This window comes from Leucobacter luti (genome assembly GCF_004217175.1).
In the GTDB taxonomy this organism is placed as follows: Bacteria; Actinomycetota; Actinomycetes; order Actinomycetales; family Microbacteriaceae; genus Leucobacter; species Leucobacter luti.
In genome coordinates, this window is the sequence record NZ_SHKI01000002.1 from 412,465 (window position 1) to 427,081 (window position 14,617).

10 protein-coding genes are annotated in these 14,617 nt (G+C 69.7%); 7 read left to right on the plus strand and 3 right to left on the minus strand.

What is annotated here, in order from left to right:
* Window positions 1–44: 44 nt before the first annotated feature.
* From dxr to ispG, 3 genes are all read left to right on the plus strand, one after another.
* Window positions 45–1,133, plus strand: a complete 1,089-nt coding sequence (dxr, locus tag EV139_RS01745) for a 1-deoxy-D-xylulose-5-phosphate reductoisomerase (RefSeq protein ID WP_130452591.1) — start codon at window positions 45–47, stop codon at window positions 1,131–1,133.
* A gap of 112 nt (window positions 1,134–1,245) precedes the next feature.
* Window positions 1,246–2,703: a M50 family metallopeptidase gene (locus EV139_RS01750; RefSeq protein WP_198677409.1), complete on the plus strand. Its 1,458-nt coding sequence runs from the start codon at window positions 1,246–1,248 to the stop codon at window positions 2,701–2,703.
* 94 nt (window positions 2,704–2,797) lie between these two features.
* Window positions 2,798–3,949, plus strand: coding sequence for a flavodoxin-dependent (E)-4-hydroxy-3-methylbut-2-enyl-diphosphate synthase (gene ispG / locus EV139_RS01755; protein ID WP_198677410.1), 1,152 nt, complete (start codon window positions 2,798–2,800; stop codon window positions 3,947–3,949).
* A 137-nt stretch (window positions 3,950–4,086) separates the two neighbouring features.
* Here ispG and EV139_RS01760 read toward each other — a convergent pair whose 3' ends face one another.
* Window positions 4,087–5,505, minus strand: coding sequence for an RNB domain-containing ribonuclease (locus EV139_RS01760; RefSeq protein WP_130452592.1), 1,419 nt, complete (start codon window positions 5,503–5,505; stop codon window positions 4,087–4,089).
* Between the two features lie 116 nt (window positions 5,506–5,621).
* Here EV139_RS01760 and EV139_RS01765 point away from each other — a divergent pair, with 116 nt between their 5' ends.
* Together EV139_RS01765 and EV139_RS01770 are read left to right on the plus strand one after the other, a co-directional pair.
* Window positions 5,622–6,608: an LOG family protein gene (locus EV139_RS01765; protein WP_130452872.1), complete on the plus strand. Its 987-nt coding sequence runs from the start codon at window positions 5,622–5,624 to the stop codon at window positions 6,606–6,608.
* Window positions 6,609–6,768: 160 nt separating this feature from the next.
* On the plus strand, window positions 6,769–9,252 hold the full coding sequence (locus EV139_RS01770) for a DUF2510 domain-containing protein (RefSeq protein ID WP_130452593.1): 2,484 nt from the start codon (window positions 6,769–6,771) through the stop codon (window positions 9,250–9,252).
* Between the two features lie 204 nt (window positions 9,253–9,456).
* Here the strand turns inward: EV139_RS01770 and EV139_RS01775 are convergent, their stop codons facing one another.
* Entirely contained in the window at window positions 9,457–11,826 is a 2,370-nt protein-coding gene (locus EV139_RS01775) for an ATP-binding cassette domain-containing protein (protein ID WP_130452594.1), read from the minus strand.
* A gap of 368 nt (window positions 11,827–12,194) precedes the next feature.
* On the opposite strand from EV139_RS01775, the gene EV139_RS01780 reads away from it, so the two are divergent.
* Window positions 12,195–13,181: a CPBP family intramembrane glutamic endopeptidase gene (locus EV139_RS01780; protein ID WP_237465636.1), complete on the plus strand. Its 987-nt coding sequence runs from the start codon at window positions 12,195–12,197 to the stop codon at window positions 13,179–13,181.
* A 92-nt stretch (window positions 13,182–13,273) separates the two neighbouring features.
* On the opposite strand, the gene aroQ is transcribed toward EV139_RS01780, so the two are convergent.
* Window positions 13,274–13,714 (minus strand): type II 3-dehydroquinate dehydratase, encoded by a 441-nt coding sequence (gene aroQ, locus EV139_RS01785; protein WP_130452595.1) that lies wholly within the window; start codon window positions 13,712–13,714, stop codon window positions 13,274–13,276.
* Between the two features lie 102 nt (window positions 13,715–13,816).
* Between aroQ and trmB the strand changes: the two genes are divergently transcribed.
* Window positions 13,817–14,563, plus strand: coding sequence for a tRNA (guanosine(46)-N7)-methyltransferase TrmB (gene trmB / locus EV139_RS01790; protein ID WP_241988937.1), 747 nt, complete (start codon window positions 13,817–13,819; stop codon window positions 14,561–14,563).
* Window positions 14,564–14,617 lie beyond the last annotated feature (54 nt).

Here is a 14,617-nt window from a genome sequence, read left to right on the forward strand (position 1 = left end):
GCTCGGGGAGGCGGCGCGTTTCGCTGTCGGGCACAATGGTGGGTATGAAACGCATCGTCATCCTCGGGTCCACAGGTTCGATCGGTGAGCAAGCGCTCGACGTGGTGCGAAAAAACCCCTCGCAGTTCCAGGTGGTGGGCCTCGTTGCCGGCTCGAACGCCGCGGAGGTGGCGCGCCAGGCGGAGGAGTTCAACGTCGAACACACCGCGCTCGGCGCCGACGACGCCGTGAAGCTGATCCGCGAGGTGCCCGCCGACGTGGTGCTCAACGGCATCACCGGATCGGTGGGGCTCGGCCCCACGATCGCCGCGCTCGAGGCCGGGCGCACGCTCGCTCTGGCGAACAAGGAATCCCTCATCGTTGGCGGAGACCTGGTCACGGGGCTCGCAGCGCCCGGTCAGATCGTGCCGGTCGATTCAGAACACTCTGCGATCGCGCAGGCGCTGCGCTCCGGCCGCTCGGAGGAGGTCCGCCGACTCGTGCTCACAGCCTCGGGCGGGCCGTTCCGGGGCCGCAGCCGAGACGAGCTGCGCAGCGTGCGGCCCGAAGAGGCACTCGCGCACCCCACCTGGAACATGGGGCGCATGGTCACCACGAACTCCGCCACGCTGATGAACAAGGGGCTCGAGGTGATCGAAGCGCACCTGCTCTTCGGTGTCCCGTACAGCAGCATCGAGGTCGTGGTGCACCCGCAATCGATCGTGCACTCGATGGTCGAGTTCATCGACGGATCGACGATCGCGCAGGCGTCGCCCCCCGACATGCGGCTCCCGATCGCGCTCGGGCTCACCTGGCCCAATCGGCTGGCGAATGTGGGTGCGCCGCTCGACTGGCGCACCGCCTCTGCCTGGGAGTTCGAGCCGCTCGACCAGCTCGCGTTCCCCGCCGTGGAACTCGCGAAGGAGGTGGGCCGCGCTCGGCTCACCTACCCGGCCGTCTTCAACGCGGCGAACGAGGAGGCGGTCGTCGCCTTCCACGCCGGCCGGATCGGGTTCCTCGACATCGTCGACACGGTCCGCGACGTGCTCGAGGCCCACTCGGCCCCCGACGCCCTCTCGCTCCCGGCACTCGCCGAGGCGGAGCGGTGGGCGCGGGAGCGCGCGGAGCACGTCATCGCCGCGCGGGCGGCATAGCCCGTCCGCGTCCGTCCGTGCCTGTCAGCGCCTGCCCACGACCGCCCACGCTCTCGGGGGATCCTCGGCGGGCGCACAGCGGAGGACCACCACCGCAGGCTAGCCTGAGTCCGTGAGTGACGTGCTGCTGTACCTGCTGGGGATCCTGATCGTGCTGGTTGGGCTCGCCGTCTCTATCGGCCTGCACGAAATCGGGCACCTGATCCCCGCGAAGCTCTTTGGCGTCAAGGTGACGCAGTACATGGTCGGCTTCGGCAAGACCCTCTGGTCGCGCAAAAAAGGCGAGACCGAGTACGGCGTGAAAGCGATCCCGCTCGGCGGCTACATCGCGATGACCGGCATGTACCCGCCACAAAAACCCGGCGAGGCGCCCCGGGCGTCCACCACCGGGTTCTTGAACTCAGTGGTGGAGGAGGGGCCGCTGCCGAGCAAGCGCACCAGGGGCGACGCGGGCGATGCGGCGGGTACGACAGAGCTGGTGCTCGACGCCGACGCGCCGACCGACCTCGAGCCGCGGCGCGGCATCGCCGGAATCGTCGACGACGCGAGGCTCGCCAGCGCCGAAACGATCGAGTCGGGCGAGGAGCACCGCGCGTTCTACCAGCTTCCGGCCTGGAAGCGCATCATCATCATGCTGGGCGGCCCCGTGATGAACCTGCTGCTCGCGTTCGTGTTCTTCGGCATCGTGCTCGTTGGATTCGGCGTGCCGCAGCCGAGCACCACGCTCGGCCAGGTGAGCGAGTGCCTCATCCCTGCCGGGAGCACCGAGACGTCCTGCAGCGCGGGCGATCCCGCAGCGCCCGCCGCCGCCGCCGGGCTGCTGCCCGGCGACACAATCCTCTCCGTCAACGGCTCGCAGATCGACGACTGGGAGCAGTTCCGCGAGCGGGTCGCCGCCGCCCCCGGCCAGACGCTGCAGGTTGAAATCGACCGCGACGGGCGCATCGAGCTGGTCTCGCTCACCCCCGCCGCGAATGCGCGGGCGCTCGTCGACGCCGACGGCACCGTGCTCACCGACGCCGACGGCACCGTGCGCACCGAGTCGGTCGGTATGGTCGGCGCCACCCCCGCAAACGAGATGGTGTCCCAGCCGCTGAGCGAGGTGCCCGCCTACGTGGGCGAGAACGTCGCCCGGGTCGCCGGCGTGGTGATTCAGCTCCCGCAGCGCATGGTCGACACCTGGAACGCCGCGTTCGGCGCCGAGGAGCGCGACCCGAACGGCCCGATGAGCGTGGTCGGAGTGGGCCGGATCGCCGGCGAGATCGTGAGCCTCGACGAGGCTCCGGTTGCGGCGCGCGCGCAGACCGTGATCGGACTGCTCGGCTCCCTCAATATCGCCCTGTTCGTGTTCAACCTGCTGCCGCTCATGCCGCTCGACGGTGGGCACGTGATCGGCGCGATCTACGAGGCGCTCAAGCGCGGTTTCGCAAAGCTGCGGGGCAAACCAGATCCGGGCCCCGTTGACACGGCGAAGATGGTCCCGATCACGTTCGTGGTGGTCGTGGTGCTCGGCGCGATGACGGCGCTGCTCGTGTACGCCGACCTCGTGAAGCCGGTCTCCCTCTTCTGATCCGGCGCTCGCGCGGTGCCGGGGCGGCGCTCGCGCGACGCCGCGACGCGCCAGACCGAGCGGGCTCGCAGGATGCGCGAGTAGACTCTCATCCGTGGCAGCAGTCAATTTAGGAATGCCGAAGGTCCCAGAGGTCCTCGCACCCCGTCGCAAGTCTCGCGAGATCAAGGTCGGTTCTGTAACCGTCGGCGGTAACTCGCAGGTGTCGGTGCAGTCGATGACCACGACACCGACGACAGACATCAACGCAACGCTTCAACAGATCGCCGAGCTCACGGCTTCGGGATGCGACATCGTTCGCGTCGCCTGCCCGAGCCGGGACGACGCCGAGGCGCTCCCGATCATCGCGAAGAAGAGCCAGATCCCGGTCATCGCGGATATCCACTTCCAGCCCGCGTACGTGTACGCGGCGATCGATGCCGGGTGCGCCGCTGTGCGCGTCAACCCGGGCAACATCCGGAAGTTCGACGACCAGGTCGGCGAGATCGCGAAGCGCGCGAAGGCCGCGGGCGTCTCGCTCCGCATCGGCGTCAACGCCGGATCGCTCGATCCGCGCCTGCTGCAGAAGTACGGCAAGGCCACGCCCGAGGCGCTCGTCGAGAGCGCCGTCTGGGAAGCCTCCCTCTTCGAGGAGCACGACTTCCACGACTTCAAGATCTCCGTGAAGCACAACGACCCCATCGTCATGGTGAAGGCATACCGTCAGCTCGCCGAGCGCGGCGACTGGCCTCTCCACCTCGGTGTCACCGAGGCCGGTCCCGCCTTCCAGGGCACGATCAAGAGCGCGACCGCGTTCGGGATCCTGCTCTCCGAGGGCATCGGCGACACGATCCGCGTCTCGCTCTCGGCCCCGCCGGTCGAGGAGGTCAAGGTGGGCCTGCAGATCCTGCAGTCGCTCAACCTGCGCGAGCGCAAGCTCGAGATCGTTTCGTGCCCGTCCTGCGGCCGCGCACAGGTGGACGTCTACACGCTCGCCGAACAGGTCACCAAGGGCCTTGAAGGCATGAGCGTGCCGCTGCGCGTCGCCGTCATGGGCTGCGTCGTCAACGGTCCCGGCGAGGCCCGCGAGGCAGACCTCGGGGTCGCCTCCGGCAACGGCAAGGGCCAGATCTTTGTGAAGGGCGAGGTCATCAAGACCGTCCCGGAGAGCGAGATCGTCGCCACCCTCATCCAGGAGGCGAACCGCCTCGCGGCCGAGATGCCCGCTTCTGAGGGCACAGGCACCCCCGAGGTCGTTACGGCCTAGAGACTGGGCCGGGGGCGCGGGCGCTCTGCGCGCCGCGCTTCCGGCGCTGGTCTGGGGGCTTGCGTCGCGCTGGGCTGGGGCGCGCCGCGCTGGGTCGCGCCGCGCTGGGCCCCGCCGGGTGAGTATCCCAGATCCGGCTACGCGAGCTCGAGCTGGATCGTGCCCGTCCGGATGTCGGCGCCGACCACGCGCACCTCGATCGTGGTGCCCGCCGCGGCCCCGGCCGCGGGGCACTGCGCGGTGACTGGCGGCTCGACCAGCTGCACCCGCGCGCGCTCGCCCCGCACCTCGATCACCACCGCGGTGAAGCGCTCCCCGATGCGCTCAGCCACTAGCGCGGCCTCCACCCGGTCGAGCGCCGCTGAGCCGATCTGCGCGGCGCGCTGATTCGACGCCCGCATGAGTTCTGGCAGCTGCGGCAGACTCGCGCGCGCCCACTCGGGGACCGCGGTGTCGGCGCAGATCGCCGCGCACAGGATCAGGCCCCAGCGGTCGACCAGTCGACGCAGTGGCGCGGTGACGTGCGCGTACGGCGCGGCGATCGCCGCCTGTCGGGTCTCGGCCGGCGGGGTGCCGTCGAACGCCGCGTAGTCGGCCCCGCGGAAGAGCGCGGCCGCCGCCTGCATGACCGCCGGGGTGCGCACGCTCGCCGGGTCGAGGCTCCGCAGATAGTCCCCGTAGCTGAGGCCGGCCGGCCAGGGCTCGCCGAGCGCCGCGACGCGCGTGCGAAACGCGCCGAGCGCCTCGGTAGACGGCGCGGGCATGGTGCGCAGCACGCCGACCCCCGCGGCGAGCATCATCTCTCCCGCCGCGATTCCCACCAGCAGCGAAAGCTGTGCGTTCCACTCCTCGACGGGCAGCGGGAAGCGCCGCTCGATGTGGTAGCCGGAGGGCGTCTCCGTGATCTGCTCCTCGGGCATGTTGAGGCTGGCCCCGCCCCGCAGACGCTCCTGCTCCGCGCGAGCCCGGCCGACCTCCGGCAGCAGCGCGAGCGGGGCGGCGGCCGTGCCGCGATCGATGTCGCGCTGGGCGCTTGGATAGTCGAGCTGCGCGCGGGACCGGACGCGGGCACGCCGCACGTCGCACCCCGTGACCGCGCCCGCATCGTCGAGGCGCACGGTCCAGACGTAGGCGGTGCGATCTGCTCCGGGGAGCAACGAGGCACGCCCCTCGCTGAGGACCCGCGGGTGCAGGGGCACGGTGCCGTCCGGGAGATACAGGGTCTGCCCGCGGTCCCGGGCCGCCAGGTCGAGCGCGCTCTCCGGGCGCACAAACGCGGCGACGTCGGCGATCGCGTAGCGCACCACCCAGCCGGAGCCCGCGCGCTCAATGCTGAATGCCTGGTCGAGGTCGCGTGATCCGGGGGGATCGAGGGTCACGAACGGCACGTCGCGCAGGTCAAACTCCACCTCGGGCGCCGCCGTCTCCGCGGCCTCGGAGAGCGCCGCGGCGGGGAACGCCTCGGGCACCGAGAACTCGGTGCGCAGCGCAGCAAGCGCCTCCGCGAGCTCGCCGTGCGAGCTCTGCGGGGCGAGGTGCGCGCGCCGTGCCGGCATGGGGCCAGCCTAGGGCATGTCCGCGGGACCGCGCCTACACTGGAGATGTGACTGCATTCCCCGACTCAGACCCCACGGCCGCCCAGCTTGAGCTGCGAGAGCGGCTGGGCGAACTCATGGCGGAGAGTGGCATTACCGCGCAGCGCACCCTGGTGCGGCGCATCCTCGAAGCCGGGATCGGCCTCGGCCAGGACGGGACCGCGCGCCGCGATCTGAAGATCACCGCGGCGGCCATTGAGGAGATGCGGGCGGCGTTCAGACTGTTCGCTCCGTACACCGACGCGCCAAAGGTCACGATCTTTGGCTCCGCGCGCACCCAGTCCCACGACCCGCTCTGGGTGAGCGCCGAGGCAACCGCGCGCGCGCTCGCCGAGCAGGGCTGGCTCGTGGTCACCGGGGCCGGGCCGGGCATCATGGAGGCCGCGGCCACGGGTGCGGGCCAGGAGCGCTCGCTGGGCGTCTCGATTCGCCTGCCGTTCGAGGAAGCGCCGAACGCCGTGGTCGCCGGCGACGACCGCCGGGTCGCGATGAAATACTTCTTCACGCGCAAACTGATGCTCGTGAAGGAATCGCGCGGCTTCGTCTGCCTCCCCGGCGGCTTCGGCACGATGGACGAGACGTTCGAGCTGCTGACGCTGCAGCAGACCGGCAAGATGGAGCCGGTGCCGATCGTGCTGCTCGACCGCGCCGGCGGCACGTTCTGGCGCGGTTTTGCGGCGTTCGTCACTGAGCAGCTCGCCGCGAGCGGGATGGTCGCGGTTGACGATCTCGACCGCGTGCTTGTGACCGACTCGGTCGAGGCTGCCGTGGCCGAGGTGACCGGGTTCTGGCGCAACTACGACTCGCTCCGCTGGTTCGGGGCGCAGCTGGTGCTGCGCCTGCGCGCGGCACCCAGCGATGCAGAACTCGCGGATCTCAACCGACGCTTTACCGGGCTGTGCGAGGTGGGCGAGATCGAGCGCACGGGGCCATTCTCTGAAGAACTGCGCGACGGGGATCTGCCGGAGCTGCCGCGGATCGTATTCACGCCGCGCCGCCGCACGGTGGGGGACCTGCACCGCCTGATCCGCGCCCTGAACGAGCTGGAGTCGGCGCCCGCCTAGGGCCCGCGCGCTGCGAGGGCGCGGGACGCCGCGGCGGGCTGCCGCAGCGGGCTGCCGCACGCGACTGCGTTCGACGGGCGGCGTCTGTCTGCGGTGAGCGTTAGGCTGGGTACACGACGTTGGGGGTACAGCGCGGGGGTTGACCCGAGGAGTTCACACGATGGCCCAGGCCCCCGCCCCCGGCTGGTACGCAGACCCAAGCGATCCGCGCGGTCTGAGATGGTGGGACGGCGCCCAGTGGACCGCCCACACCGCCCACACGGCCCACACCGCCGATACCGCCCACACCACCGACTCGGCTGCCCCAGTCCGCGAGACCGCGCGTGAGGCAGTTGGTGGCGGCGCGGAGCATGGCGGCGGCGCAGATGGTGGCAGCGCGGAGCGTGGTGGCGACGCGGAGCGGAGCAGCGCAGACTCAGCCGAACCGGCGCCGCCGCGGCGACGGCGGCTCTGGGCGCGGCTCGGCGCTGCCGGCATCGCGCTCGTGCTCGTGGCGGCCGGCGCGCTCGCGCTCCCCAGGCTGCTTGGCGGCTCAGGGTCGGAAGCGGCGTCAACCGAGCCGGTCGTTGCGGGCGGGCTCAAGTACATGCCGCCGATCCGCGTTCATCCGTCCGAGGAGTACTTCGACATTCCGATGCAGATCAGCCTGGACGAGTACCTCGAGCAGATCGGTGAGGAACGATATGGGACCACAGAGTGGACCCAGGGGGTCGTGGAACTCTACGCGGACCGCAACCTTACTGTCGCGATCGGCACTGGAGTCACCGAACGCACGGGCCCCGAGCGAGAGACCGAGTCGTGGAGTGTGTACCCGCACGCCTGGAACGACACCGCGTGGGGCAGCTCACGAACAGACCCCTCCGAAAACGTGGAGCAGCAGGTCTTTGACGTCGATGTGTACTGGTCGCAGTTCTCCGAGTATTGGATGAAGCGCAGCGTGGATTTGCACGGCGAGCCGCTCGATGTGCCAATGGTGACCCAGCTCATTCCGGAGCACTCCACCGATGTGTTTGAGCCCGTCATCCCTGAGTTCTCGCGGGGAGCCGAGGACGGCTCGGTGAAACTGAGCTGGAGGGCTCCCGAGGGTGCCGACGACCGCACTGAGTATTTGATCATGCGGTATATGCCCAGCGCGCTGTCCGCGACCGAGGAGGACGCCTGGTCTACCGACCTGATCAGTGTTGTCACCGGAGCGCTGTCGTATGACACGACGGATACTCGTGACGGCAGCCAGATCCAGAACATCGAGCTTCTGCTGTACTCTGGCGATTCGGCTGATGAGCAAGAGTACGGCGGAGCGTTGTCATCGAACGCGAAGCTCAACTCCACGAACGCGCACTTCGCGGTGGTCGCGCGGCAGGACGGCAGGTTTTCCCCGGCCATGCCCGTTGCACCAGACGTGAGCCTGCGCTCGCAACCCCACTCGCTCGCCTACAACGAGCTGCGTGAGCACGGCGACCCCTCCCGCGGGGACGTCGGAGACCTGTCGGAGCTGCAGACATGGCTCCCGATCACCACGATTGATGGCGCGACCAGGACCATGCCGATCCAGTTCGATCCCGAGCAGATCGAACCAAAGCCAGACGCGCTGTGGGAATCCGACGACGGCACGATCTCGCTGCAGCCGGCCGTTAAGCTCCACGGGAAGATCGTGGGGACCACGATGACCACGAGTTCCACCTCGAAGGTTCCCGACGGGACGAGCATGACCGAGTGGGTCGACCAGCTCACCGCGTTTGTCTTGGCGTTCAATGAGCGCGCGATTTCAGAGCAGGCGGCCACCGGCGGTAAGACCCTCACGGTTGAGGACGCCGACCACATGATCGACATCGCCGAGTATCGGAAGCTCGCCGTGGCTGACGAGACCCCGCAGGTGCCCTACCCCGTGTACGGCACCCACCCGATGGTCAAGCGCATCGCGGCAAACATGTACCTCGGTGAACCAGCCATTGACGTGTCGCTGTGGAAAAACGAGCCCGGTGCGCCCGCCCCGCGTGAGGCATACCAGGAGGCGATCACGCAGAACCCGCTCCTGAACTACGGGACGCCGCTCGTGGCTTACGACGGCGACGTGGTTTTCATCGACTACATCTTTTCCCAGGAAGAACGCGACGCGGCAATTGAGCTCAGCTTCGGTGCCGCGCAAGAGGTCGCGCAGAGCGTGTCCGGTCTCAGTGAGTCGGAACAGGCGCGGGTGATTAACCAGTGGATCGTCGACAACGTCGAGTACGACTACGAGAGCGTCGCCGAGCTTGAGGGCGGATCGCTGATCCCCGGGATGAACATCGGCACGATCCCGTACGACTCAGAGTTCACTGCCTGGAGCCCCATTGGGGTATTTCGGGACGGCACCGCGGTGTGCCAGGGATACGCGCAGGCGTTCGCGCTCATCGCGCGAGAGGCGGGGCTTGACACGATCATCGTGGTGGGTGAGGTGGTCGACGGTGGCGCGCACGCGTGGAATCGGGTGAACGTCGGTGGCGAGTGGAAGTCGGTCGATCCCACCTGGAACGATTCCGACGAGAATTCTGAGCGGTATCTCCTCATCAACGAGAGCGACTACACGGGGAACGCCGAGCGAAACGCCGATCCGACCACGAACTGGATCATTGACATCAACCAGGAACAGTTCAACACGCCCTAGGCTGCTGCTGCCGCCGCCGGGGTGCTGCTGCTGCTGCCGCTGCTGCTGCCGCCGCCGCGGCTTCCGCCGGGACGTCGGGACGCCGGAGCGCCGGAGTGCCGACGTGTTGGGGCCGGAGTGCGATGCCTGGCGTGGGGTGCCTGGCGGGGTGCACCGAGCGAGCTGCATGCCCCCCGCGTCTTCCCGCCGGCCGGTTGGGGCCGCTTAGGCGGCGCCGACGTACTCCGCGAGGTGCTCTCCGGTGAGCGTGGTGCGATCGGCGACGAGCTCGCGCGGCGTGCCCTCGAAGACGACGGTGCCGCCCTGCTGTCCCGCGCCGGGGCCGATGTCGATGATCCAGTCGGCGTGCGCCATCACCGCCTGGTGGTGCTCGATCACGATGACGCTCTTGCCCGCGTCGACCAGACGGTCGAGGAGCGCGAGCAACTGCTCCACGTCGGCGAGGTGCAGGCCGGTCGTGGGTTCGTCGAGCACGTAGATGTCGGCGTCCTCAAGCATGTGAATCGCGAGCTTGAGGCGCTGTCGCTCGCCGCCGGAGAGCGTGGAGAGCGGCTGGCCGAGAGTGAGGTAGCCGAGGCCCACGTCGACGAGACGGTCGAGGATCTTCGCCGCCTTAGGGATCCGAGACTCGCCCGCCGAAAAGAACTCGTGCGCCTCCGCCATGCTGAGCTCAAGCACCTCGGCAATGTTCTTGCCGCCCAGCGTGTACTCGAGCACCTCCGCGGCGAAGCGGCGGCCCTCACACACCTCGCACGGGCTCTCCATCGTGGCCATCATGCCGAGGTCGGTGAAGATGATCCCCGCGCCCTTGCACTCCGGGCATGCGCCCTCAGAGTTCGCGCTAAACAGTGCCGGCTTCACTCCGTTGGCTTTCGCGAACGCTGTGCGCACCGGGTCGAGGAGGCCCGTGTATGTCGCCGGATTCGAGCGGCGGGAGCCCTTGATCGCGCCCTGGTCGACGGCCACGACGCCCTCCCGGTTCGACACCGATCCGTGGATCAGCGAGCTCTTGCCCGAGCCGGCGACGCCCGTCACGGCGCAGAGCACGCCGAGCGGCACGTCGACGTCGACGCTGCGCAGATTGTGCGTGGTGGCCCCGCGCACCTCGATCGCGCCCGTCGCGGCGCGTACCTGGTCTTTGAGGCGCGCCCGGTCGTCGAGGTGGCGTCCCGTGAGCGTGTCCGAGGCACGCAGCTCGGCGACGGTGCCCTCGAAGCAGATCTCGCCGCCGTGCGCGCCGGCCCGCGGGCCGAGATCCACGACGTGATCGGCGATCTTGATCATCTCGGGTTTGTGCTCCACCACCAGCACGGTGTTGCCCTTGTCGCGCAGCTTGAGCAGCAGCTGGTTCATCCGAACGATGTCGTGTGGGTGCAGCCCGATCGACGGCTCGTCGAACACGTAGGTGGCGTCGGTGATGGGGGAGCCGAGGTGCCGGATCATCTTGGTGCGCTGCGACTCACCGCCCGAGAGCGTGCCGGTGGGGCGCTCGAGGCTCAGGTAGCCGAGGCCGATCTGCACAAACGAGTCGAGCGTGTCCGAGAGCTTCTCGATCAGCGGTGCGAGCCCCGGGTCGGAGATGTCGCGGACCCACTCGGCGAGGTCGCTGATCTGCATCGCGCACGCGTCTGCGATTGACTTTCCCGCGATCTTTGAGGAGCGCGCGGTGTCGTTGAGGCGGGTGCCGCCGCACGCGGAGCACGCGGTGAACACGATCGCCCGATCCACGAACGCCCGCACGTGCGGCTGCATTGCCTCCCGGTCCTTTGAGAGCATCGACTTCTGAATGCGCGGGATCAGCCCCTCGTACGTGAGGTTGGTGCCGTCGACCTTGATCTTCGTCGGCTCCTTGTAGAGCAGGTCGTCGAGCTGCGCCGGCGTGAAATCGCGAATGGGCACGTCCATGGGCAGCAGGGCGCCGAAGAGGCGCCCGTACCAGCCGTCCATGCTGTAGCCGGGCACCGTGAGCGCGCCCTCGGCGAGCGACTTGTTCGCGTCGTAGAGCTGGTCGAGCGCGAAGTCGCTCACCGAGCCGCGCCCCTCGCACGTGGGGCACATGCCGCCCAGCACCTCGAACGAGCGGCGCTCCTTGATCTGCTTGCCGCCCTTCTCCATGGTCACGGCGCCCGCACCGCTCACCGAAGCGACGTTGAACGAGAACGCGTTTGGCGAGCCGATGCGCGGCGAGCCGAGCCGCGAGAACACGATCCGGAGCATCGCGTTTGCGTCGGTGGCAGTGCCCACCGTTGAGCGGGGGTTCGCGCCCATGCGCTCCTGGTCGACGATGATCGCCGTGGTGAGCCCCTCGAGCACGTCGACGTCTGGGCGCCCCTGCGACGGCATGAAACCCTGGAGGAAGGCGCTGTAGGTCTCGTTGATGAGGCGCTGCGACTCGGCCGCGATCGTGGCGAAGACGAGCGAGCTCTTGCCTGACCCGGAGACTCCCGTGAAGGTGGTGAGGCGCCGCTTCGGGAGGTCGACGCTGACGTCCTTGAGGTTGTGCTCGCGGGCGCCCCGCACGCGGATGCGATCGTGCGAATCGGCGGGGTGGATGGCGGCGTCGGCTGAGCTCATGGGGGTAGCGTAGCGCGCACCTGCGACATCGGGCTTCTTGATTCCTGATCTGGTGAAGTGCGCCGTGGCTCGGACGGGCGGGCCGCCCGGGCGCGGGCCCCTCCGAGTGGCGCCAGAGTGCCCCTTGGGTCATCTCGAGTGGCGCCAAAGTGCCCCTTCGTGCGTGGGGAAGGGGCAGTTTGGCGACACTCGGCGGGGGCTGGGCGCGCGGGGAGGCGCGCCGCGCGGGGCGGGGAGGTGCGCCGCGCGGGGCGCGCGGGCGGGGAGGGGCGCGCTGGCGGGGCCGGGTGGGGAGGGGAAGAGCGCAGGGGGCGGGGCGCGCCGCGCGGGCCACGCGCGCTCGGCGCGGCGTCGTTTAAGCTCGCGGCATGACCTCGCACGCGCTCACCTCGCACGCGCTCACGCCGCGGCGGCTGCCCGCCCCGATCGGCATCGTCGCGGCCCTCGCGGTCTGCGGGGTCGCACCCGCGTGGTTCGTGGCTGAGCTGTTCTGGGTGGGCATCGCGCTCGCGGGCCTCGGCTTCGGACTCGCCTGGCTTGCAGATCGCGCCAGCGCCAGCGCCGGCGCTGCGAACACAGATCGCACCAGCGCCAGCGCCAGCGCCAGCGCCAGCGCCAGCACCAGCACGAGCGCCAGCGCCCGCGCTGCGAACGCAGACCCCACCGCCCCCGCCGCGGCAGGAACCCGGCCGCCGTCGCTGCTGCGCGACCTCTCACTCGTGATCATCGGTCTCGCGGTCGTGCGCACGATCCCGCTCGCGGCGGCGCTCGACACCCCGGCGATGATCCGCTTCACGCTCGCGCTCGGCGGCGCGGTGCTCGTCCCGTATCTCGTGTCGCGCTACGTGTACCGGGACCGCTCGACCGGGTTTCCGTGGCGCGGCGGCGGGCGGTGGGGCGCGTTCCACTGGGGCTGGCTCGTCGCCGTGCTCGTGCTCGGCTGGCTGATCCTGCCCTGGTACTTCATCAGCTCGGGCGTCTACCAGAACTGGCCGGAGGTGACCACGCCCGACCTCATCGCGCGGCTGTTCGTCGGCGTGGGCGCGGTGGGGATCTGGGACGAACTGTTCTTCATCTGCACGGTGTTCGCCGTGCTGCTGCGGCACTTCCCGGTGTGGGCGGCGAACGCGCTGCAGGCGATCGTGTTCGTGTCGTTTCTCTGGGAGCTCGGCTACCGCTCGTGGGGGCCGGTGCTCACGATTCCGTTCGCGCTCATGCAGGGGCTCATCTTCCTGCGCACGCGCTCGCTCGGCTACGTGGTCGCCGTGCACCTGCTCTTTGACGCCGTCGTGTTTGCGGTGCTCGTCTACGCGCACAATCCCGGGATGCCGCACATCTTTCTTACGGCGCCGTAGCGCCCGGATCGGCGGAGCACGCCCGCGCGCAGGGGCGCAGTCACGCAGGCGCACCGGGGTGCGAGGGGGCAGGCACGGGCCCGCCGCAGCGGCTAGCGCGCGATGAGCTGCGCGATGCGGCGCACGGCGAACTCGTAGCCGTGCACGCCGGCGCCCACGATCACGCAGGCGGCGACCGCGGAGATGTAGGAGTGGTTGCGGAACTCCTCGCGCGCGTGCACGTTCGTGATGTGCACCTCAGCCGTGGGGAGCGCGACCGCCGTGATCGCGTCGCGCAGGGCGACCGAGGTGTGAGTGAACGCGCCGGGGTTGATCACGATGCCGGCGCAGTCGGTGCGGGCCTCGTGGATCGCGTCGATGAGCACGCCCTCGTGGTTGCTCTGCACGGCGCGCACCTCGAGCCCGAAGTCGGAGGCAACGCGCGAGACGAGCGCCTCGACGTCTGCGAGCGTCTCCTCGCCGTACAGCTCCGGCTCCCTGGTGCCGAGCAGATTCAGGTTTGGCCCGTTGACGAGCAAAATGCGTCGAGTCATGCTGTTCCTCCTGATCGGTGCCGTGCACTCATGGTACCCCGGCGGGGCCGCGGCGCCCGGCCCCGCTTTGCTCGGCGGGCCTTGCCCGACTACCGTTGTGGGGTGAGCGAGCAGAAGCCCTTCAAGCCGAAGAACTACGATCCGACGACCTTCCGGGACAAGCCGGTGTCGTTTGTGCGCCGCAGCGGGCGCATGACCTCGGGGCAGCAGCGCGGCTGGGACGAGCTCTCGCCCTTCTATCTGCTCGACGTGCCGCGGGGCCCGGCGGCGACGAGCGTGGCGGAGGGCGCCACGGGTGATCCCGAGCAGCTGTTCGGCCGCGCGGCGCCGCTCGTGATCGAGATCGGCTCCGGTCAGGGGCACGCGATCGTGCACGCGGCCGCCGCGCACCCGGAGAAGAACTTCCTGGCGCTTGAGGTGTTCCAGGCCGGGCTGGCGCGCACCATGACGGCCGCCGACGAGGAGGGGGTGCGCAACCTGCGCCTCGCTGAGGCGAACGCCCCCGAGGTGCTTGAGCGCTACCTGCCCGCCGGCTCGGCCGACGAGGTGTGGGTGTTCTTCCCGGACCCCTGGCCAAAGCAGCGGCACCAGAAGCGCCGCCTGATCAACGAAGAGTTTGCGCAGATCGCCGCGCGCGCGATTCGCCCGGGCGGCACGCTCCGGCTCGCGACCGACTGGGAGCACTACGCCGAGCAGATGCGTGCCGTGCTCGACGCGGCCCCCGGCTTCACCCGCGGTTTCGCGGGCGACTGGGCGGAACGCTTCGAGGGGCGGATCTTGACGGCGTTCGAGCGCAAGGGCACCGCGAAGGGGCGCGCGATCCGCGACCTCGCATACACGCGCGCCTAGCGGTTCCCGGCGCGCGCCGCGCATTGAGCCCGGCGCCCCGAGCCCGAGCCCGGC

What these genes read in the sequence shown, in the direction of transcription:
- EV139_RS01765 (WP_130452872.1), top strand. Translation starts at nt 5,622, where the DNA reads ATGGCGGAGAGTGGCATTACCGCGCAGCGCACCCTGGTGCGGCGCATC.
- EV139_RS01775 (WP_130452594.1), bottom strand. Translation starts at nt 11,826, where the DNA reads ATGAGCTCAGCCGACGCCGCCATCCACCCCGCCGATTCGCACGATCGC.
- EV139_RS01760 (WP_130452592.1), bottom strand. Translation starts at nt 5,505, where the DNA reads ATGCCGGCACGGCGCGCGCACCTCGCCCCGCAGAGCTCGCACGGCGAG.
- EV139_RS01770 (WP_130452593.1), top strand. Translation starts at nt 6,769, where the DNA reads ATGGCCCAGGCCCCCGCCCCCGGCTGGTACGCAGACCCAAGCGATCCG.
- dxr (WP_130452591.1), top strand. Translation starts at nt 45, where the DNA reads ATGAAACGCATCGTCATCCTCGGGTCCACAGGTTCGATCGGTGAGCAA.
- EV139_RS01780 (WP_237465636.1), top strand. Translation starts at nt 12,195, where the DNA reads ATGACCTCGCACGCGCTCACCTCGCACGCGCTCACGCCGCGGCGGCTG.
- aroQ (WP_130452595.1), bottom strand. Translation starts at nt 13,714, where the DNA reads ATGACTCGACGCATTTTGCTCGTCAACGGGCCAAACCTGAATCTGCTC.